Below are 20922 nucleotides of genomic sequence, written 5' to 3' on the forward strand. Positions count from 1 at the left end.
CCCGCGCAGCGCACGAAGATGGAATTCAGCCGCGAAACGCGCGGAGCAACAGAGTCAGCCAAAGTTCTCGACATGGTGTCTTTCCAGGTTGGGTTAGCGCGTGATCGCGCCCGATTGCGGAAGCACAGCCGTGTTCCGGACTCCATTTCAGTGAGGTAGGCGGGCGCCATGTATCATTCCGGTCCACGGTGCCGCGTCACGGCGGATACACACGAGCGTCAGGCTCGATGCGAAAAGCGTGGCTGCGCCGCGAGGCGGACTTCTTCCGACGTGGCGCCCGCTTGGGCGTTCGTACTGGACTGGTATTCCTGTCCCGTGGATGGCCGTTAAATGGCCCGGAGCGGATCGCCCCCGGTCTTAGGGGACGGCCCGTTCGATCACATGAGAGATTCGGCGTTGATACCGACGGTCATGGCACCGATGGGCGCACCGGTTGCCGGATCGGTCAGCGTCAGGGAAATCTGCGCCTGGTACGTCTGGCTCGACTCATCGAACTCGATCTCCGAGAAATGTACCGCGTGGGCCCCGACATCGTAGGTCTTCTGGAACTTGTCCTCGTCCCCCTGCCAGTAATCGGATGTCGGTTGCGAGGCGGCGACGTTCAGGCCGTGGGCGTCCATCAGAAAGATTTCCGTCATCGTGCCGTCGGACTTTTCGACCTGTTGCCGCAGGAATTCGGCGGCGGAATTCATCAGAACGCCATCCACGAGGTCGGAAGCGCCGGCGCCGACTTCTGCGCGCCACTGCTGGTCCAGCGCGTCGATCTGGGCGGCGTCATAGCCGGCAGTGTTGGCATTCTGCGCGGTGATCGCATCGATCAGCATGGGCGTTTCAACCCATGGCATGATCTGCGTATCAAGAAAGCTTTGCATCGCGGAGTCGGGTTCCGCCGCGAAGGCCATCGAAGAAGCGAGACAGAAGCCGGCAGTCAGGAGGGAGAAACGCATGGATTGTGCTCCGGGGTTGTGAAGTGGTTGCGGAATTCAGCGCAGCATAGATTTTCAGACCCTTCGGTTTCCTTAAGTCTGCCCGCAAAATAGACGCAATTTTCACGGCATTCCGGCGCGGCCCGAGCGATCGCCCGCCACACGCCCCATGCTCAGCGATGCCGGTGGGCGCACCGCAGCATTTCTGTAACCGGGTAACGCCGGGCCAGCGCTGACAGGCCAGCGTGACCCGCGTCCAGGGCGGCTGCGTCCAACCCTCCCTCCGCGCGCGCCACATCCAACGTCAGGTAGGCTCCAGCGTTATCGAACGGCGCCCCCAGTGGTTCGGAGACGAGCGGCTTGCCCGCAAGGCAGGCCATGAGCAGCCGCGGCACCTCCGTGTAGGTGCCGGGCAGAGAATGGATATTCAGCATGGCCGCGCCCTCGGAAACGAGCCTGTCGATCTCCTCCCCCGATGCGCGATCGCTCGGGCGTCGCGGCTCCGGCAGCGTTTTCAGAACGGATCGTCGCCGCGGCGTCATCGCCCCGATGAATACCAGCCCATTGCCCGGCTTGCGTGGCGGCGGCACGGAGGGGAATACATAGGGACCAAACAGGAAACGCCGTGGCAGCAGATGTGGCAGCAGCCCGTAGTGCGGCCGGTTCTGGGGATTCCACTCGACGAACAGATCCGCCCCGAGCGCCATCCGCGCGATACGTCCCCGGCTGACCTTGGTTTCGATCCTGTTGCCTTCGGCGTCAAGAATCTGCTCCGTCTGAACGATGATCAGGCGCCGACCGGGCGTGCGCGCAACCTTGCGGGTTCGATGCGCGCCAAGCCAGATGTCGGTCGGACCGAACCGCTCCGTACCGGGGCCAAGGCTTTGACACAGTGTCCGCGCAACCAGTGCCAGCGTCGGATGAGTGGTGAGGAAGCGGACGTCTCCCGTTTCGGTTACCGTGACGGGATGACGGCTCATGACCGATCTCCCCGGCGGGCATTCGGTCCTCCGGGCCGGACGCGGCGCAGTAACTCTTCGAAGCTGTAGCGCGCCGCGATCTCGTCTCGCATGGCTTCAAAGGCGGCGCGGAAATCGGCGGCCTGCGCGGCGCCCAGTGGCACATAGTGGCGCCCCGCAACGAAGGGCGGTGCGAGCGGTTCGCTGACCACCGCCTTGCCGGCCAGCACCGCCGACAGCAGACGCGGCACTTCGGAGTAGACACCGGGCCTGCGATGCAGATTGACCATCGCGGCAGCCTGCCGGATGCGCTCCGACAGCGCCCCGCCATAAAGGTCGGTCTCCACGCGGACCGGCGGCACGCCCGGCGATCCAAGCACCTTTCGTCGCCAATCGTTCAGTGCTCCGACAAACAAGAGTTCGTCCGTTCTGCCGGGGTCAAATGCAACCGACCGTGACGGAAACAGATATGGGCCGAAAATCAACTTCTGCCCCGCCAACAGCCGCGTGGCCCACGGGTAGTAGGGTCGGTTGTAGGGACTGAGGTCCACCAGCAGATCGCACTGCCGCAGATAGCTGGCGAGGTAGCGCGGCTTCAACGTCTCGTCGGTACGGGCGCCGGTAGCATCAAGGAAATGCTCCGTCTGGATGCCGATCAGCGGCCTTCCACGGTGGCGCGGCAGTTGGCTGTAGCGATGCACGCCCAGCACGACATCCACCGGCGTGGCACAGAGCGCCTCGTCCGCGATGCCGTCCAGCATGTCCCGCGCGATCTGTTCGAGGATGGGCACATCGGTGAAGATGCTCACCTTGCCGAGGATCTGCGTGGACACTAGGACTTCTCCGGAACGATACCAGCCGGTGCGGTTCCGCCCGGCGACCTCTGGTGGTGTTAGCCGCCCCCCCTTCGCGCCGCAAGCGTGGCGAAAGCCGGCACCGGAGGAAACCACGCCTATGCGCCGAGGAGACCGCATGTCCTATCTCGTCCTGATCCTCGCCGTGGTTGCGGAAACCATCGGCACCACGGCCCTGCAGGCCAGCCAGCAGTTCACCCGGCCCCTGCCCTCTGCGTTGGTGGTTGTGGCCTACGGCACCGCCTTCTACCTGCTGGGACTCGTGCTGCGGGACCTGCCGGTGGGTGTGGCTTATGCCATGTGGTCCGGGCTGGGGATCGTTATGATCGCCGTCATCGGACGCGTCATCTTTGGCCAGAGGCTTGACCTGCCCGCCATCCTCGGCATGGGGATGATCCTCGGCGGCATCCTGGTCATTCACCTCTTCTCTGCAAGTTCGCCGCACTGAACAGCGCCGTCAAAGCAAATACAAAAAGACCCCGGAGAGGATGCTCCGGGGTCCTTGTTCTATCAATCCGGGACAGGATCAGAAGCGCAGCGTGCCGCGCAGGTTCAGCGTGTCCGAGTTCAGGTCGGTGGTGGTGGAGCCGAGGTCTTCGAAGTCCTCGCTCAGGTACTCGGCGCCGACGCCAAAGCGCTCGGTAACCTTGTACTCTGCACCGATGCCGTAGACCGGAGCGGAGGCTTCGCCCAGCGAGGTGTTCACCTTGGACATACCGGCGGTGGTGTAGACCATGGTGCGGCCCATACCGTAGCCCAGCTTTGCCTTGGCACGGGTCACGTCATCGACGTCGATGCCGTTGACGCTCTGGCTGTCGTTGCCCTGGTACTCGATTTCGGCACCGGTCACGAGACCGTTGTTCCACTGGTAGTCGTAGCCGCCGAACAGGCCGTAGGCCGCCTCGGTGTTGTCGGTGCCGCCGTTTTCGGCGCGGTTGCTGCCATAGGACAGACCGGTGTAGGCGCCGGTCCACTCGTTTTTCGGGGCGACCGGGGTGATCTCGACCGGGGTGGCCGGGGTCGGCTCGACGGTGGTCACCTCGAGGCTGCCTGCCAGGGCGGTGGTGCCAAGCGCTGCAGCGGTTGCGGCGGTCAGTGCGAGAATGCGCGTTTTCATGTCTCTTTCCTTTCTCGTTCCACGCCCGGGCTTTTTCTGCTCATGCTCTCCCGACCGTTTCGGCGGCGAGGGCGATCCCGTGCGTTCCAGGACCCCATGTGGCGATCCCTTCTGGCCATGCAACCAGCTTTCGCGCCTTTCGGTTCCCGCTGACGCGCCTCCCCCGGCGTCATGCGCCAAAGGGCGCGCATCACCCACCAGGGAATGGCAATAACGTGCCGGTTTCACGCTTTGCTGCGATTGCATCACTGCGTGGCAATTGCACAACAGGCGTATTTGCGACGGTTTGCCACTGGTGTTTTGCCGCGTGTGACGCTACGCGGACGCCAACTCCGGACAAAGGAAATCTCATATGGAATTGCGCAACGTCGCGATCATCGCGCACGTCGACCACGGCAAAACGACCCTCGTCGACGAACTGCTCAAGCAATCGGGCGCCTTCCGCGCCAATCAGGCCGTCGCCGAACGGGCGATGGATTCCAACGACCTCGAGCGCGAGCGCGGGATCACCATCCTCGCTAAGGCGACCTCGGTCGAGTGGAAAGGCACGCGCATCAACATCGTGGACACCCCCGGCCACGCCGACTTTGGCGCGGAGGTGGAGCGCATCCTGTCAATGGTCGACGGTGTGGTGCTGCTGGTGGACGCCGCCGAAGGCCCGATGCCGCAGACGAAGTTCGTGACCTCCAAGGCGCTGGCTCTCGGCCTGCGCCCCATCGTCGTCCTGAACAAGGTCGACAAGCCCGACGCGGAGCCGGACCGCGCGCTGGACGAAGTCTTTGACCTGTTCTCGGCGCTCGATGCGGACGAGGATCAGCTCGACTTTCCCCATCTTTACGCCTCCGGCCGCTCCGGCTGGTGTGACACCGAGCTCGACGGCCCGCGCAAGAACCTCGACGCACTGTTCCGGCTGATCGTGGACCACGTGCCCGCCCCGAAACAAGTGAAGAAGGTGGACGACGACTTCCGCATGCTCGCCGTGACGCTGGGAGCCGACCCTTTCGTGGGCCGCCTTCTGACGGGTCGCATTGAATCCGGCCACGTGAAGGTCGGTCAGACGATCCAATCGATCAGCCGCATCGGCCAGAAGATCGAACAGTTCCGCGTCACGAAGATCCAGGCCTTCCGCGGTCTCCAGATGCAGGACATCGACGAGGCCTTCGCCGGTGACATCGTATCCATTGCGGGCATGACCAAGACCACTGTGGCCGACACGCTCTGTGCTCTGGCGGTGGACGAGCCGCTCGAAGCGCAACCCATCGACCCGCCAACCATCACCGTGACCTTCGGCATCAATGACAGCCCGCTGGCCGGTCGGGACGGCAAGAAAGTGCAGTCCCGCGTCATCCGCGATCGGCTGTACAAGGAAGCCGAGACCAACGTCGCCATCCGCATCAAGGACACCCCCGGCGGCGAGGCCTTCGAGGTGTCGGGCCGTGGCGAACTGCAGATGGGCGTCCTGATCGAGAACATGCGCCGCGAAGGGTTCGAACTGTCGATCTCGCGTCCGCAGGTCATCATGAAGGAAGAGGACGGCGTCCTGCTTGAGCCCGTCGAAGAAGCCACCATTGACGTGGACGACGAGTACTCCGGTGCCGTGATCGAGAAGATCACCGGGACCCGCAAGGGCGAGTTGGTCGAAATGCGCCCGGCGGGTGCGGGCAAGACGCGCATCATCGCGCATGTGCCGTCACGCGGCCTGATCGGCTACCACGGCGAGTTCCTGACCGACACGCGCGGCACCGGCGTACTGAACCGCGTGTTCCATGGCTGGGTCCCGCACAAGGGCCCGATCCCGGGGCGGCGTCAGGGTGTTCTGATCTCCATGGAAAACGGCGAGGCGGTGGCCTACGCGCTGTGGAACCTCGAGGATCGCGGCAAGATGATGATCGGCGCGCAAGCCCCTGTTTACCAAGGGATGATCATCGGCGAGCATTCGCGCGACAACGACCTCGAGGTGAACCCGCTGAAGGGCAAGAAGCTGACCAACGTCCGCGCGTCCGGCACGGACGAGGCCGTGCGCCTGACGACGCCCATCACGCTTTCGCTGGAGGAGGCCATCGCCTACGTCAACGACGACGAGCTGGTGGAGGTGACACCTGGTGCAATCCGCCTGCGCAAGCGCTATCTCGACCCGCACGAACGCAAGCGGATGTCGAAAAAGCCGTAAAAGGTATCGGCCCGGCTACACCGGGCCGACCGGCGCGCCCGTACCGGGCGCGCATATCCGATTTGGTGGGGGCCTCGCCCTGCGGCCTTCGGCCTCCCCCAGCGTATTTTCCCCCAGAGTATTTTGGACCAAGAAGAAGCCGAGATCGTGTTCGACTTCCCGCGCTCCATGCTGCGATTGACGATATGATCGGCCAGCGACTCTTATGGCTGCGGTGGCGGATCGAGTTCGATGCAGCCGCGCGCGGGCAAACAGTTTTCCATCGGGAGCGGCTCGGCCCGGCGCAGAACCCGTTTCGTGCAGCGTACCTCCTGCAACAGGATGTAGGAGGGTGACACCAATGTCTTTTCCTCGATGTAGATCGCCGGGTAATGGGTCATGGTAATCTGGCCCTTGTCGGTCTCTTCATGCACAAGCCGCGCCTTCCGCACGAGCCGCTGCGAGGTCTCGTAAACCGCCTCGACCTTCGTCTTGCGATAGCAGCGCGGTCCCGGAACCCCATCTTCTGGATCACCATCGTCTACCTGGGCGCCCAGAGGCTGCGCGGCAACCCCGACGGCCAACGCGCAAGCCAGCCACACGACCCGCAGGATCCTTCGTTTGACGTGCATTCTTACCCCGACATATCAACCCCGAAGCAGAGTTTTGAGGATTTGCCGGGGCTTGGCAAGTTATCCACATCGCACATGAATGAATTTTCGGGGTGCCTACAGCGCGGCAACACCGGTGATATACCGAATCCACGTCCATGTTGGAGCACCTGCACCAAAAATTACGGGCCCCAAACAGGAGAAGGGCGCGGGTTGGCAGCCCCCGCGCCCTTCAAATCTATTTGTCGAAGGGTGATTTCCGACCCTTCAGAGGATAATTACCGGCACGCGGTCTTTACGGCGACATAGTGGCCGGGCGTCGCGAGGGTCTTGTTCTCCTTGTAGACCGCCGGGTAGTGCATCTGCACCATCTGACCGTTCGCCGCATGCTCCCATTCGGTATGTGCCGCCATGATCAGTGTCTTCGAGGTATTGTATTTGGCCGGCACCCAGACCTTGTCGTAGCAGGCTACGACCTGGCCCTCCCAGGCAAAAGCCGGGGCTGCCAGAGCTGCGAGAATTGCTGCACCTGCGATAACTTTTTTCATGATCGTTCTCCCAAGAAAAAATTGTAGGTGAGAGAACCTTAGCCAAACAAATTCAGGTGACGCGACAGGAATTCCTTACTTGCTCGTCATAAATGCGGGCAGCCCGCCGGATTCACGCGGAAAATCGGGATTATGTGGCCTGAGTGCCATATTTTTGCAACGCTTCCGGGAGTTTGCGTACTGACTTCCCATTTCGGAAACGAGAACTATTCCATCTAGTGAAAAACCTGCTGTGGATAACTCTGGATTTCGCGGGGTATTTTCCGAATCAGCCCAGTTCGCAAATCGGCTCAAAGGCCGTTTTCCGCCGATGGCAGGCTGCCGCTGATATCGGGCGTTTGGCGCGCGAAAACGCGCCGAACGCCTTTGACAGCACATCCCGATCCGTCTCCCCCGCGCCCTCGTACCACATCAGCCAGTGCCCGCGATCGCCAGTCGGTGAGATTCCGCGGGGGCAGAAATTCATTCGGAGGTTTCGACCACCATCAACTCGCGCTCGGAAGCGCCGCGGGCAAAATCCAGCGCAGCCTGGTAAGCTTCGGAGTGGTAGCACTCCACCGCTGCATCGACCGAAGGGAAGCGCGCGACGACATTACGCGGGCGTTCCTTCCCTTCGAGTTGCACGAAGCGCCCTGCCCGCGCGATGAAATGCCCGCCATGCGCGGCGATCGCCGGACCCGCGAGTTCAGCATATTTGCCGTAGGCTTCGGCGTCGGTGACGGTGACGTGTGCGATCCAGAGTGCGGGCATGTTTCCTCCTGCGGGTGATGAAAAGGCGTCGAACAGGGTCCGGCGCCGGTCATTTGTTCGCCTGCCTGAGCGCGGGTCAAGCCCAGAAGGCCCGGTGGCTTGGAGTCAGCCCCCAAGAACCGCGCGCGCGGCAGCAATGGCGGCTTCGGCATTCTCGGTCGATGCCCCGCCGCCCTGCGCCATGTCGGGACGGCCGCCGCCCCCCTTGCCCCCCAGTTCCGGCACCGCCGCCTTCACCAGGTCCACGGCCGAAACCCTATCCTTCAGATCGTCGGTCACGCCCGCCGCCACGGCCGCCTTTCCACCGGTGTCGGCAATCAGCAGAACCGCGCCAGAACCCATGCGCGTCTTGTGCTCGTCGATAAGCGGCGGCAGATCCTTGCCGGTGACGCCGGACAAAAGCTGGGCAAAGAATTTTACGCCTCCGACGTCTTCTGCCTCGGGGGCGGCGCCCTTGCCACCGCCGGCCATCGCCAGCTCGCGGCGCAGGCTCGCGACTTCGTTCTCAAGCTTCCGGCGTTCGTCCATCAAGGCCCGCACGCGGGCGGGTACTTCGGCGGCGGGGGCCTTCAACTCGCCCGAAACCTGGGCCAGCAGCATCTCTTGCTCCGCCAGGTAATCGAGCGCCACCTGCCCTGTCAGCGCCTCGATCCGGCGCACGCCGGAGGACGACGCAGTGTCACCAAGGCAGACAAAGGCGCCAATATCGCCGGTCTGCCGCACATGCGTACCACCGCAGAGTTCCAGCGAGTAGGTCGCGCCGTCGGAACCTTTGCCCGAGCCGGACTTCGCCCCCATGGAGACGACGCGCACCTCGTCGCCGTATTTTTCCCCGAACAGCGCCTGCGCCCCGATGGCCCGCGCATCGTCCGGCGTCATGATGCGCGTCGTGACCGGCGTGTTCTGCCGGATATAGGCGTTGACCTCGGCGGTGACCTTCGCCATCTCCTCCGCCGTCAGCGCCTTGTTGTGGCTGAAGTCGAAGCGCAACCGGTCGGGCGCGTTGAGCGACCCGCGTTGCGCGACGTGGTCGCCAAGCGCGTCGCGGAGGGCCTCGTGCAACAGGTGCGTGGCGGAGTGATGCGCCCGGATCGCCGTACGGCGACCGTGATCGACTTCCAGCGCCATGGCATCGCCCTTCTTGACCGTACCGCGGTCGACTGTCACGTGGTGGGCGTAGACCTTGCCGCCCGCCATCTTCTGGGTATCGGAAACCGTAGCGCTCTCGCGCTCGTTCTCAAGCCGGCGCAGGATGCCGGTGTCGCCGACCTGACCGCCGCTCTCGCCATAAAACGGAGTCTGGTTCAGGACGACCCAGCCCTTTTCGCCATCCTTCAGTTCCTGAACCACGGCGCCGTCCCTCACCAGGGCCAAGACCTGGCCTTCGGCTTTTTCAGTGTCGTAGCCGAGGAAGTCGGTCGCACCGTGCTTTTCCGCGATGTCGAACCAGACGGCGTTGTCAGCTGCCTCGCCCGAGCCGCTCCAGGCCGCGCGGGCGCGCGCCTTCTGCTCCGCCATGGCCGCATCAAAGCCGGCGGTATCCACCTCGCGCCCCTTTTCGCGCAGGGCGTCTTGCGTCAGATCGAGCGGAAAACCAAAGGTATCGTACAGCTTGAACGCCGTCGCGCCCGGCAACTGGGCACCCTCGCCCAAATCGGACAATTCGTCGTCGAGCAGTTTCAGACCGCGGTCGAGCGTCTGCTTGAAACGGGTCTCCTCGTTCAGCAGGGTCTCCTCGATCATCGCCTGACCACGCTGCAATTCCGGATAGGCCTCGCCCATCTGCCGCACCAGCGCGGGCACCAGCCGGTGCATCAGCGGGTCCTGCGCGCCCAGAAGATGGGCGTGGCGCATGGCGCGGCGCATGATCCGGCGCAACACGTAACCGCGCCCGTCGTTCGACGGCATGACTCCGTCCGCGATCAGGAACGAAGTCGAGCGCAGGTGGTCCGCGATCACCCGGTGGTGCATCTTGCCCGGCCCGTCCGGATCGGCAGAGGTCGCGTGCGCAGAGGCCTCGATCAGACTGCGCATCAGGTCGGTGTCGTAGTTGTCGTGCTTGCCCTGCAACAGCGCGCCGATCCGCTCAAGCCCCATGCCGGTGTCGATCGACTGCATGTCGAGCGCCTTCATGGAACCGTCCTCGAACTGTTCGTTCTGCATGAAGACCACGTTCCAGATCTCGATAAAGCGGTCGCCATCCTCATCGGGCGATCCGGGCGGGCCGCCCCAGATATGGTCGCCGTGATCGTAGAAGATCTCCGTGCACGGGCCACAGGGTCCGGTCGGTCCCATCTGCCAGAAGTTGTCAGATGTCGCGATGCGGATAATCCGGTCCTCGGGCACGCCGACCTTTTTCCAGATCTCGAAGGCCTCGTCATCAGTATGATAGACGGTCGTCAGAAGACGCTTGGGGTCGATGCCGAAATCCTTGGTGATCAGTTCCCAGGCAAAGGGAATGGCCTGTTCCTTGAAATAGTCGCCGAAGGAGAAATTTCCCAGCATTTCGAAAAATGTGTGGTGACGCGCGGTATAGCCCACGTTGTCCAGATCGTTATGTTTGCCCCCGGCACGCACACATTTCTGTGCCGTGGTGGCACGGACGTAATCGCGTTTTTCGACGCCGGTGAAGCAGTTCTTGAACTGCACCATGCCGGAATTGACGAACATCAGCGTCGGATCGTTGCGTGGCACCAACGGGCTCGAAGGCACGACCTGGTGCCCCTGGCGCTCGAAATAGTTCAGAAAGGTCGAACGGATATCGTTCAGGCTGGCCATGGCGTCTCGCCCCTGTTCATCGTGTTTCGGGAACCTCTACCGCTGCCCCGGCGCCAAGTCCACCGGTCCTTGCGTCGCGCTTCACCGTTCCACCGGACATAGCGAACGCCCGGTTTCTTCTCGGCTCAAATCCTCCGGGGCCGCCCGCCTAAGGCGGGCGGGGGCAGCGCCCCCATCGCAGCGGAGCTGCTCAAACAGAAAGGGCACCCCACCGGGTGCCCTTGCCACTTGATCATGGAGCGGGGGGTCAATCGTCCTCGACGATGTCCGGGTCATTCTCCGGCATGTGAAAATCCAGCCCGTGCGCCGCGCGGATCTTGTCCTCGATCTCCGTGGCGACGCCTGTATTCTCCTTGAGGTAATTCTTGGCGTTCTCGCGGCCCTGGCCGATACGCTCGTCGCCGTAGCTGTACCAGGCGCCGGACTTGTCGACCACGCCGGCCTTAACCCCGAGGTCGAGAAGCTCGCCCGTCTTGGAAATTCCCTCGCCGTACATGATGTCGAACTCGACCTGCTTGAAGGGCGGGGCCACCTTGTTCTTCACCACCTTGACGCGGGTCTGGTTGCCCACGACTTCGTCACGGTCCTTGATCGCGCCGATGCGACGGATGTCGAGACGTACGGATGAGTAGAACTTCAGCGCGTTGCCGCCCGTGGTCGTCTCCGGCGAGCCGAACATCACGCCGATCTTCATGCGGATCTGGTTGATGAAGATCACCATACAGTTCGACTTGGAAATCGAGGCCGTCAGTTTGCGCATGGCCTGACTCATCAGGCGGGCGTGCACGCCGACGCTGGAATCCCCCATGTCGCCTTCGAGTTCGCTCTTGGGCGTCAGGGCCGCAACCGAGTCAACCACCACGAGGTTGACCGCACCGGAGCGCACCAGCGTGTCGGTGATCTCCAATGCCTGTTCTCCGGTGTCCGGCTGCGAAATCAGCAACTCGTCGAGATCGACGCCCAGCTTTCTCGCGTATTGCGGGTCAAGCGCGTGCTCCGCGTCAACGAAGGCACAGACGCCGCCTTTTTTCTGTTCCTCGGCGACCACGTGCAGCGTCAGGGTGGTCTTGCCCGAGGATTCCGGCCCGTAGATCTCGATGATCCGGCCTTTGGGCAGGCCACCGATCCCCAGAGCGATATCCAGCCCCAGCGATCCGGTCGATGTGGACTCGATATCCTTCAGCGCGTTCTCACCGCCGAGCTTCATGATCGAGCCCTTGCCGAACTGCCGTTCGATCTGGGCCAGAGCGCTGTCCAGCGCCTTCTGCTTGTCCGCGTTCCGCTTGTTGTCCATGCTCAGAAGATCTGCCGTTGCCATTGGAATTGGCTCCTTATCACACACGCGCCGGAGCGCGGCAATCGCTGCTTTGTTCGCCTCTTGTTCCCAGAACAATGAGCACAAAATGAGAACATTTCAAGTCAAATCTTACCCTTCCCCAGCATGGCACCGGATGGTTAAAGGAAGGTTGAGGAATTAGAGGGGCTTGAACGAAATGCTGGTATTCTGGAAACAGCGCCTCGTGATGCTGGCCGTGCCCAAGACCGGCACCTCCGCCTGGGAAACGGCGCTGGGGCCAAGGGCGTCAATGGTAGTGAACGACCCGCCGGAACTGAAACACGCGCCCGTCTACCGCTACAACCGCTTCTTTCGTCCGATGTTTGACAAGGTGGGCGGCCAGGACATGGAACTTCTGGCGGTGATCCGTGAGCCGGTCTCGTGGTTGGGATCGTGGTATCGCTACCGGCAGCGCGGCTTCCTGGAGGGGCGGCCGACCTCCACGCGGGGCATGGGTTTTGACGACTTCGTGCGCGCCTATTGCGCAAAGGACCGCCCACCCTTCGCCAATGTCGGTGCCCAGTCAAAGTTCGTTGAGCCCCGCCCGAACGGGGTCGCGGTGAAGCACCTGTTCAAATACGAGAACCAGTCCGGGCTGATCGGTTTCCTGGAGACGCGGCTGGGCTTTGCCATCGATCTGCCACGGGAAAACGTCTCTCCCCGGCGCGAAATCGACCTGTCCCCAGAGACGGAGGCGCTTCTGCGCCAGACATGCGCGGCTGATTTTGCCATCTGGAACAGCGCGGAGTGACCGCCGGGAACAATATCTTCCGGACGAACCATCCTCGGTCGCAGAGGTCTTCGGACGCAAGCCCTTACACTTGGTTACCGCGGAAGCCCCTAGCTCAGCTGCTCCTGCACGGTTTCGGTCAGCTCGGAAAGCGAGAAAGGCTTCGGCAGGAAAACCGAGTTCGGGATCGCTTCTGATCCTTCACCAAAGGCATCCTCGGCATAACCGGAGACAAAGACAACCCGTGTATCGGGCCGCCGCTCGCGCGCCTTGCGCACCCATGTCGGCCCGTCCATGCCCGGCATCACCACATCGGTGACAAAGATATCCACCGCCAACGCCTCGTCATCGAGCGTCTTCAACGCGTCCTCGGCGGTCTCCGCCTCGATCACCGTGTAACCGCGCAGCCGCAGCGCGCGGGCGGCAAAGGCGCGCACCGGCGCCTCATCCTCGACCAGCAGAACGACGCCCGATCCCTTCTGCGGCAACTTCTGCGCTCTCTCGGCCAGCACCGGGGCTGCCGGCGTCTTCGTCTCATCAATCTGGTGCGCGGGCAGCAGCAGGGTGAAACACGTCCCCTGCCCGACCACGGAATCGACAAAGATGAAGCCGCCGGTCTGCTTCACGATGCCGTAGACGGTCGACAGGCCAAGGCCCGTTCCCTCGCCCGTGCGTTTCGTGGTGAAAAACGGCTCGAACACCTTCTGGAGCTTGTCCGGCGGGATGCCGATACCCTCGTCGATCACGCGGACAGAGACATAGGACCCCGGCGCCACCACCGCGCGGTCGCGGCGCAGCGGCGCGCGCAGCACCCGGCGTTCCGTCTCCACCACGATTTCCCCGCCCTCGGGCATGGCGTCGCGCGCGTTGACGACGAGGTTCATCATCACCTGTTCCAACTGCCGCCGGTCGCCGCGCACCGGCGGCAGCACCGGGTCATGGCGCAGAGTGAGGCGCACGCGTTCCCCCACCAGCCGGTTCAGCAGGTGCGCGAGATCCGAGAGCGTGTCACGCAGGTCCAGTATCTCCGGCTGCATCGTCTGCTTGCGCGAAAACGCCAGCAACTGCCCCACCAGAGCGGCGGCGCGGTTGGCATTCTGGTTGATCTGGACGAGGTCGCCATAATCCGGGTCGCCCTGATCGTGGCGCAGCAGCAGAAGATCGCAATGGCCGGAAATCGCTGTCAGCAGGTTGTTGAAATCATGCGCCACGCCCCCCGCCAGCTGGCCGATGGCCTGCATTTTCTGGCTCTGAACGAATTGGGCCTCCAGCGTCTTCAGCTCTGTGGCGTCATTCAGCACTGCGATCAGCTGCTTTTCGCCACCGTCCAGCACGCGGTTCAGCGTCACCTGAACAAAGACCTCCCGCTCCGCTCCGGTCAGCCTCAGGAACTCTGATCGGTGCAGCCCGCGCCCGTCGGCGGCCTCCAGCAGCCAGTCCTTGATGGCGCGGCCGAGTCCCTCCATGTGTTCCGCGATATGGCCCGGGGGACCCGAGTCGAGGTTCAACATCCGCCGCGCTTCCGGGTTTGCACGCAGAATCGAGCCATCGACGGAAACCTTGAGAAGCGGCACCGGAAGGCTGTCGAAGCTGCCCGCGCCATCCCGTTCCTCGACCTTGTCCGCCATGGGCGAAAGCACCACTTCCATCCGGCCCGCGCCGGTGTCGCTGGTCTGGACCAGCACCTGCCGGGCGCCATCCACGCCGCGCAGATGATGAACCCCGCCGGGACGCAGCGGAAGGTCGGCAAAGACATCCTCCAGCCGCTTGACCCGCGCCCCCACCAGCCCGCGCGCGGCCGTGTTCATGAAGAGGATGGACCCGTTGCGTCCCAGCGACATGACTGGCATGTCGCCGCGCAGCCCGACCGCACCGCGCTGTGCCGCCGTTTCGAACCGCCACAGGACCATGCCGCCGGGAAACGGCTGCACAAAGACTCGATAGCCATCGGCGTGGCTTGTCACGTCCTCCACCGCAGCGCCCGTACTCTGCGCTTTCTGCATGAGGCGGAACAGAATACCTTCGGTGCTGGCAAAGATGTCGCGCAGCACATCCGCCAGCGCCGTGCCGTGTGCCGGCTGGAACCGCGCGCGGGCGGAGGCATTGGCCCGCAGGACCCGGCCGGCGTTGTCGCAGACAAAACAGAAAGCCGGCTCAGCCTCGATGAAACAGGCGAGCCGGCTCAGCCCGCGCCGCTGTCCGTAGACCCGTAGCCAATCTACCCCGACCCAGATCAAGGCCACGGCGGCAAGCGTTCCGGTGGCGGCAAGCGCCGCCATCTGAACCTGTTGCGTCGGGGCGCTGCGCGAAAGCCACAGACACGCCCCCGCCAGCACAATGAGGAGGAAGGATCCGATGATCGGCATGACCCCCAGTTCCCGCCTTACGTCAGTTTCGATGGCGCAACCCTCCGCAATACGACCTCCCGATTCGTTCAGGCCCATTCCAATGCGGGATGATTAAAGTCCCGTTAACCCATTCACCTTTAACGACCTCGCTCCGGCAGGTTAGGGCCAACGTTTGAATGCATCAAAGGAATTCGCGTTCAGGCAGCCCCCCTCTGCAGACAGGCAAGATAGAAACCGTCGCCGCCATCCTCCGGCAGAAAGCGCCGCGAGGGGCCCTGTTTCCAGGTCCGGTGCGCCGCGAGAAACCGCTCGATCTGCGCCTCGTTCTCCGCCCTCAGAACTGAACAGGTGGCATAGGCCAGCCACCCGCCGGGGGCCACCAAGGCGGCGCAGGTGTCGAGGATCTCGCGCTGGATCGCGGTCAGCGCGTCCAGCCTGTCCGGCGTGAGGCGCCACTTGCCTTCGGGTGCGCGCCGCCACGCGCCACTGCCCGAGCACGGCGCATCCGCCATCACTACGTCATACAGCCCGGTCGGTGCCTCTACCCGCTCCACCTGCGCACCGGCGCGGCGGGCGCGCTCCGGCAGATCGGCCATGCGCGCGAAATCGACGTCATGCGCTTCGAACTTGGCGGAGGGCGCGCGGGCAGCCAGCGCCAGCGTCTTGCCCCCGCCCCCGGCACAGTAATCCAGAACGCGCTGCGCCCCGCTTAGCGGCACCAGGTCGCTCACCGCCTGACTGGCGGCATCCTGCATTTCCACCAACCCCTGATCAAAGGCGCGGGTGCGGGTCAAACCGCGCGCGCCCTTGATCACTTCCAGTGCGGTTTCCGAGAGCGGATGAGGCCGGGCAATCACCCCGTCCTCCTCCAGCGCTGTGCGGGCGGCGTCGCGCGTCGTCTTCAGCAGATTCGCCCGGACAAAGACCGGCGCGCGGGTTCTGAGCGCCAGCGCCGTTGCCTCCGCCCCCGATCCGAGGTCTGCGGCAAACCTGTCTGCCAGCCAGTCCGGCAGGTCCCAGGCCTCGGCCCCCTCCGGCAGCCGTCCGGTGGCGCGTTCGGCATCGCCCAATGCGGCGGGACCGTGGCCCTGTCCGGCAAACAAGGCCTCCACGTCCGCGCCCTGCAGGCGCAAGAGGCCCAGCATCCGCGCGCGTCCGTTTTCTCCGCCGCCAAGCGCCGCCGCCGACCGCCACTGCCGCAGCGCGTCAAAGACGTGGTCGCGGATCGCCGCGCGGTCCTTGGCCCCGGCGAAACGCGCCCGGCGCGCCCATGATGTCAATGCCTTCTCAGCCGCCTCTCCGGCCCGGATTCGGTCGAGAATTTCGATGGCGGTCTGCACGCGGGCGGCGGGGGTCACGGGGCGATCCTCCGAAACCCTTCGCCCGCCTGCTCCAGCCGCGCGAACTTCTGCGGGCCAAGCATGTGCGACCCGGACCAGATCAAATCCTCGCGGGCGACGGTCTCCAGCGCGGCGCGGCGGGTCTGCGCGGCCAAAGCCGGATCGCTGTCGTAGCTGGACGATAGTGCGGGGTCAGGCAATTGCAGCGCCTCCGAATGGACGATGTCAGCCACAAGCGCCAGCGGCCCCATGCGCAGACCGCAGTGACCGGGCGTGTGCCCCGGCAAGTGCCAGAGCGTCATGCCGTGACCAAGGTCGGCGCCGTCCTCCAGCAGTGTAATCCGCTGGCTTTGGGCCAGCATCCGCGCGCCCATGCCGTCACTGCCCTGCCAATGCACTGCTTCCGCCCGGTGCAGCAGCACCTCCGCGTCGGGATAGACAAGGGCACCGTCGGAGAGACTGCCGCCGACATGGTCACCATGCAGGTGCGTGTAGATTACGCGCGAGACGTCATCGGGGGCGATGTCCAACGCCGCCAGCAGCGCCGCCATGCGTCCGGCCTTTTCTCCCATCAGCGAGCCGCAGCCAGTATCAACAAGGTCGATGCCGCCCGCGTGGCGCAACACATAGGCGTTGAACTGCGAGGCAGTGACATCGAGCCCTGCCGCCGTGAGGCGCGCCGCGCGCGTCTCCGCGGGCAGGCCCGCAAAGACCTCCGGCGCAAACACCGTGTCGCCGTCGGTCAGGCAGATCACCTCCACCGCGCCGGATTGAAAGCGATCCAGCCCCTGCATCAGCCGATCCGGTAATTCGGGCTTTCGCGGGTGATCTGCACGTCGTGCACGTGGCTTTCCTTCAGGCCCGCACCGGTGATCTTCACGAAGGTGCAGTTGCGGCGCATGTCCTCCACGGTCGGATTGCCGGTATAACCCATAGCCGCGCGCAGGCCGCCAACCAGCTGGTGAATGACCACCCCCGCCGGCCCCTTGTAGGGAACCTGCCCCTCGATGCCCTCGGGCACCAGCTTGTCCGATGCCGCATCCTTCTGGAAATAGCGGTCGGCCGATCCGCGCGCCATGGCGCCCAGCGATCCCATCCCGCGGTAGGACTTGAACGACCGGCCCTGATACAGGATGACTTCGCCGGGGCTCTCGTCCGTGCCCGCGATCATCGACCCCACCATGGCGCAGGAGGCACCCGCCGCGATGGCCTTGGCGAAGTCGCCGGAGAACTTGATCCCGCCGTCGGCGATCACGGGCACGTCGCCGGCTGCCGTCGCACAATCCATGATGGCAGTCAGCTGCGGCACGCCCACACCCGCGACCATGCGCGTGGTGCAGATCGAACCTGGGCCGATTCCCACCTTCACCGCGTCAGCGCCCGCGTCGATCAGCGCGCGCGTGGCATCCCCGGTGGCCACATTGCCCGCGATCACCTGCACCTCATTGGACAGCGACTTGGCCCGCGTCACCGCCTCCAGAACACCGCGCGAATGGCCGTGCGCGGTATCGACCACGAGGATATCGACGCCTGCCTCAACCAGCGCGGCGGAGCGTTCGTGTCCCGCATCGCCCACGCCGGTCGCCGCCGCCACACGCAGGCGCCCCAGCGCGTCCTTGCAGGCGGTGGGGTTCAGCACGGCCTTTTCGGTATCCTTCAGGGTCAGCAGACCCGTCAGTTTGCCATTGCGGTCCGTCACCAGCAGTTTCTCGATCCGGCGCGCGCGCATCAGGCTGATCGCCTCGTCGCGGTCGGCGGGTTCAGTCAGAATCGCGAGGTTCTCCGTCGTCATCATGACCCGGACCGGCGTGTCGTCACGCTGCGCGAACCGCATGTCGCGGTTGGTCACGATGCCAACCACACGGCGATTTTCATCGACAACCGGGAAGCCGGAAAAGCCATAGCGCTCGATCAGCGCCTTGGCGTCGGCCAGCGTCTGATCCGCTGTCAGGGTGACCGGGTTGTAGACGATGCCGCTTTCGAAACGCTTCACCCGGCGCACTTCGCGGGCCTGTTCCTCGACGTTCAGGTTCTTGTGGATGACACCCATGCCGCCCGCCTGCGCCATGGTGATGGCCATGCGGCTTTCGGTAACGGTATCCATCGCCGAAGACAGGAGCGGAATGTTCAGGCTGATCGACTTCGTCACCCGCGTGCGCGTGTCCGCCGTGGACGGCAGTACCGCGGACGCGGCGGGAACGAGCAGAACATCGTCGAAGGTCAGGGCCTCGCGAATCTCCATGGAGGGGTCTCCTGTGCAATGGGATCGGTTGGCACGTCCCTTTCTCATGCATGAGAGGGAATGGAAAGCCCCAAACTCCCCCCACGGCAAGAGCGGTCGCACGCGACGCGCTGGCCGGCTACCTTCCTGCGCTGCGCCGCCCCGGCCACGTTTTGCCCTAACACGCCCGCGGCGGGCGAATGCGCTTGCCGTCACGCGCCTGTCGCGGTCTTCTGGGCACAGAGCAGCAAACCGAATACGGCCAAAGGAGTCATCGCCATGACCGCGCCCCTGAAAGGCTATACCATCCTTGACCTGACCCATGTCCTGGCCGGGCCTTTCTGCACCATGACGCTTTCGGACATGGGCGCCCATGTCATCAAGGTCGAGCCTCCGAGAGGCGGCGACGACACCCGCGCCTTCCCGCCCTTCAAGGACGGCAAGAGCGCCTATTTCGCCGCCATCAACCACGGCAAGAAATCCATCGCCCTGAACCTGAAGGAAGACGGCGACCGGGCGATCTTTGACCGGCTTCTGGCGCGCGCCGACGTGGTGGTCGAGAACTTCCGTCCCGGCGTGATGGAACGACTGGGATACGGCTGGGAAGACTTGCACGCGGCCTATCCCCGGCTGATCTACGGGGCGGTTTCGGGCTTTGGCCACAGCGGCCCGGACGCGAAGCGCCCTGCCTACGACATGGTGGTACAGGCACGCGGCGGGGTGATGTCGATAACCGGCGAGAAGGACCGCGAGCCGGTGCGCGTGGGTGCCTCCATCGGCGACATCATCGCGGGCATGTACCTGACACAGGGCATCCTTGCCGCCCTGCTGGACCGCGATCGCACCGGCAAGGGGCGCAAGATCGACGTGGCCATGCTCGACTCGATCCTCGCCACGCTGGAACACGCGGTGGCGCTGACCACCGTCACCGGCAAGGCCCCCGGCCCGACCGGCGCGCGGCACCCCTCGATCACGCCGTTCGAAACCTTCCACGCCTCGGACGGGCTGTTCGTCATCGCCGCCGGCAACGACAAGCTCTTTGAAAAGCTCTGTATCTGCCTCGACCTGCCGTTGTCGGACGATCCGCGCTTTGCCACCAACCCCGCACGTTGCGAAAACACGCGCCTGCTGAAGCGCCTGATCGAAGCGGTCACGCTGGAACACACCTGCGCGCACTGGATCGCAAAGCTGACCGCCGCAGGCATCCCCACGGGGCCGATCCAGACCATCGACCAGGTGCTGCGCGATCCTCAGATCCTTGCCCGGAACATGGTGGTTGACGTTCTCGACAAGAACGGACGGCAAGCCTACAAGGCCGCCGGAAACCCCATCAAGATGACCGACGCGCCCGACCCGACAACGCGCGGACCGGCCCCTGATCTGGACGGAAACCGGGGCGAGATCCTGCGCTGGCTGGAGCAGGGGTGACCCCGGGATTGCAGGAATCGCGCCAATTGATTCTTGACTAATGCATGTATTCAAAGATGATCATGATAGCGGGAGGACTCGCCCGCCATCGTGGCGCGGGGAGCGCAGACGCTCCCGCGTAAGGGAGGACAAAATGAAGCTTATCAAGACACTGCTGGTACTGGCCTTGGGCATACTGGCTTTCGTGCCACCGGCCGATGCCCAGGACACGGAGCGCTACGGCAAGCAGAAAGTCGTCTACCACATCAACTATCCGGGCGGCGAGGGCGACAAGGCATACAAGGGTGCTATGCGCAACATCCAGAACCACATCAACGCCGTGGGCGCCGAGAACGTCGAGATCAAGGTCGTGATGCACGGAAGCGGCGTCGACCTCGTGGCGCACGCCAAGGAAGATCAGACACTGCAGACTTCCATCGGGTCTCTGAAAAGCCAGAAGGTCGCCTTCGAGGTTTGCAACAACACCCTTAAGGGCCGCAACATCAACTATTCCGATGACCTCTACGACGTGTGGGAAGACGACATCGTTCCCTCCGGCGTGGCGGAACTGTCGCGGCTGCAACAGATGGGCTACACCTACATCAAGCCTTGATCGCGCGCTGTCGTCCAGACTGATCGCATCGATTGCATGAAGGGGCGCCGTGCCGGGGAGTACGGCGCCCTTTCCATACCTCGCGGCCCTCCGACGGTCGCCGCTCCGGCCTGTCACGCCTTTCCTGCGCCCCATGCCTACCGTGCCGCCCACACCTTCCCTGTCCGCACGCCGCTAATCATCCGTATCCTGCCGCGAAGCCGCCTTTTCCTCCCCGTCTCAGGCGCTATGGTCC

Annotated in this window: 18 protein-coding genes; 5 read left to right on the forward strand and 13 right to left on the reverse strand. The window is 64.1% G+C overall.

Features of this window, described 5'->3' with window-relative positions; genetic code table 11:
• Positions 1-377 precede the first annotated feature (377 nt).
• The 3 genes from J5474_RS10625 to J5474_RS10635 all read right to left on the reverse strand — a co-directional run bounded on the left by J5474_RS10625 (position 378) and on the right by J5474_RS10635 (position 2718).
• Positions 378-947: a hypothetical protein gene (locus J5474_RS10625; protein WP_209360885.1), complete on the reverse strand. Its 570-nt coding sequence runs from the start codon at positions 945-947 to the stop codon at positions 378-380.
• 152 nt (positions 948-1099) lie between these two features.
• Complete coding sequence (locus tag J5474_RS10630; protein ID WP_209360886.1) at positions 1100-1906, reverse strand: hypothetical protein; 807 nt, start codon at positions 1904-1906, stop codon at positions 1100-1102.
• Positions 1903-2718, reverse strand: coding sequence for a hypothetical protein (locus J5474_RS10635; RefSeq protein WP_209360887.1), 816 nt, complete (start codon positions 2716-2718; stop codon positions 1903-1905). Before J5474_RS10635 ends, J5474_RS10630 begins: the two co-directional genes overlap by 4 nt.
• A 139-nt stretch (positions 2719-2857) precedes the next feature.
• On the opposite strand from J5474_RS10635, the gene J5474_RS10640 reads away from it, so the two are divergent.
• Positions 2858-3187, forward strand: coding sequence for a DMT family transporter (locus J5474_RS10640; RefSeq protein ID WP_209360888.1), 330 nt, complete (start codon positions 2858-2860; stop codon positions 3185-3187).
• A gap of 78 nt (positions 3188-3265) precedes the next feature.
• On the opposite strand, the gene J5474_RS10645 is transcribed toward J5474_RS10640, so the two are convergent.
• Positions 3266-3856, reverse strand: a complete 591-nt coding sequence (locus tag J5474_RS10645; protein ID WP_209360889.1) for an outer membrane protein — start codon at positions 3854-3856, stop codon at positions 3266-3268.
• 352 nt (positions 3857-4208) lie between these two features.
• Here J5474_RS10645 and typA point away from each other — a divergent pair, with 352 nt between their 5' ends.
• Positions 4209-6026 (forward strand): translational GTPase TypA, encoded by a 1818-nt coding sequence (gene typA / locus J5474_RS10650; RefSeq protein WP_209360890.1) that lies wholly within the window; start codon positions 4209-4211, stop codon positions 6024-6026.
• A 203-nt stretch (positions 6027-6229) separates the two neighbouring features.
• Here typA and J5474_RS10655 read toward each other — a convergent pair whose 3' ends face one another.
• From J5474_RS10655 to recA, 5 genes are all read right to left on the reverse strand, one after another.
• Positions 6230-6637, reverse strand: coding sequence for a hypothetical protein (locus J5474_RS10655; protein WP_209360891.1), 408 nt, complete (start codon positions 6635-6637; stop codon positions 6230-6232).
• Between the two features lie 257 nt (positions 6638-6894).
• Complete coding sequence (locus J5474_RS10660) at positions 6895-7164, reverse strand: hypothetical protein (RefSeq protein WP_209360892.1); 270 nt, start codon at positions 7162-7164, stop codon at positions 6895-6897.
• A 462-nt stretch (positions 7165-7626) separates the two neighbouring features.
• Positions 7627-7914 carry a DUF1330 domain-containing protein gene (locus J5474_RS10665; RefSeq protein WP_209360893.1) on the reverse strand — a complete coding sequence of 96 codons (288 nt, stop codon included), beginning with the start codon at positions 7912-7914 and terminating at the stop codon, positions 7627-7629.
• 105 nt (positions 7915-8019) lie between these two features.
• Positions 8020-10692 carry an alanine--tRNA ligase gene (gene alaS / locus J5474_RS10670; RefSeq protein ID WP_209360894.1) on the reverse strand — a complete coding sequence of 891 codons (2673 nt, stop codon included), beginning with the start codon at positions 10690-10692 and terminating at the stop codon, positions 8020-8022.
• A gap of 247 nt (positions 10693-10939) precedes the next feature.
• Entirely contained in the window at positions 10940-12010 is a 1071-nt protein-coding gene (recA, locus tag J5474_RS10675) for a recombinase RecA (RefSeq protein WP_209360895.1), read from the reverse strand.
• Between the two features lie 175 nt (positions 12011-12185).
• Here recA and J5474_RS10680 point away from each other — a divergent pair, with 175 nt between their 5' ends.
• Positions 12186-12779 (forward strand): gamma-glutamyl kinase, encoded by a 594-nt coding sequence (locus J5474_RS10680; protein ID WP_209361023.1) that lies wholly within the window; start codon positions 12186-12188, stop codon positions 12777-12779.
• Between the two features lie 89 nt (positions 12780-12868).
• Here the strand turns inward: J5474_RS10680 and J5474_RS10685 are convergent, their stop codons facing one another.
• From J5474_RS10685 to guaB, 4 genes are all read right to left on the reverse strand, one after another.
• The gene (locus J5474_RS10685) at positions 12869-15124 is read right to left on the reverse strand and encodes a hybrid sensor histidine kinase/response regulator (protein ID WP_209360896.1); all 2256 of its coding nucleotides are present in this window, start codon (positions 15122-15124) and stop codon (positions 12869-12871) included.
• A 179-nt stretch (positions 15125-15303) separates the two neighbouring features.
• Entirely contained in the window at positions 15304-16464 is a 1161-nt protein-coding gene (locus tag J5474_RS10690; protein WP_209360897.1) for an RsmB/NOP family class I SAM-dependent RNA methyltransferase, read from the reverse strand.
• Positions 16461-17240 carry an MBL fold metallo-hydrolase gene (locus tag J5474_RS10695; protein WP_209360898.1) on the reverse strand — a complete coding sequence of 260 codons (780 nt, stop codon included), beginning with the start codon at positions 17238-17240 and terminating at the stop codon, positions 16461-16463. Before J5474_RS10695 ends, J5474_RS10690 begins: the two co-directional genes overlap by 4 nt.
• A complete protein-coding gene (guaB, locus tag J5474_RS10700) occupies positions 17240-18688 on the reverse strand; it encodes an IMP dehydrogenase (RefSeq protein WP_209360899.1) in 1449 nt (482 codons plus the stop codon). The genes J5474_RS10695 and guaB overlap by 1 nt, the downstream gene beginning before the upstream one ends.
• 258 nt (positions 18689-18946) lie before the next feature.
• Here guaB and J5474_RS10705 point away from each other — a divergent pair, with 258 nt between their 5' ends.
• Both J5474_RS10705 and J5474_RS10710 read left to right on the forward strand, forming a co-directional pair.
• Complete coding sequence (locus tag J5474_RS10705; protein WP_209360900.1) at positions 18947-20095, forward strand: CaiB/BaiF CoA transferase family protein; 1149 nt, start codon at positions 18947-18949, stop codon at positions 20093-20095.
• A 133-nt stretch (positions 20096-20228) separates the two neighbouring features.
• Entirely contained in the window at positions 20229-20687 is a 459-nt protein-coding gene (locus tag J5474_RS10710; RefSeq protein WP_209360901.1) for a DsrE family protein, read from the forward strand.
• The last annotated feature ends 235 nt before the right edge of the window (positions 20688-20922 follow it).

It is taken from the genome of Sagittula salina, from assembly GCF_017813235.1.
GTDB lineage: Bacteria > Pseudomonadota > Alphaproteobacteria > Rhodobacterales > Rhodobacteraceae > Sagittula > Sagittula salina.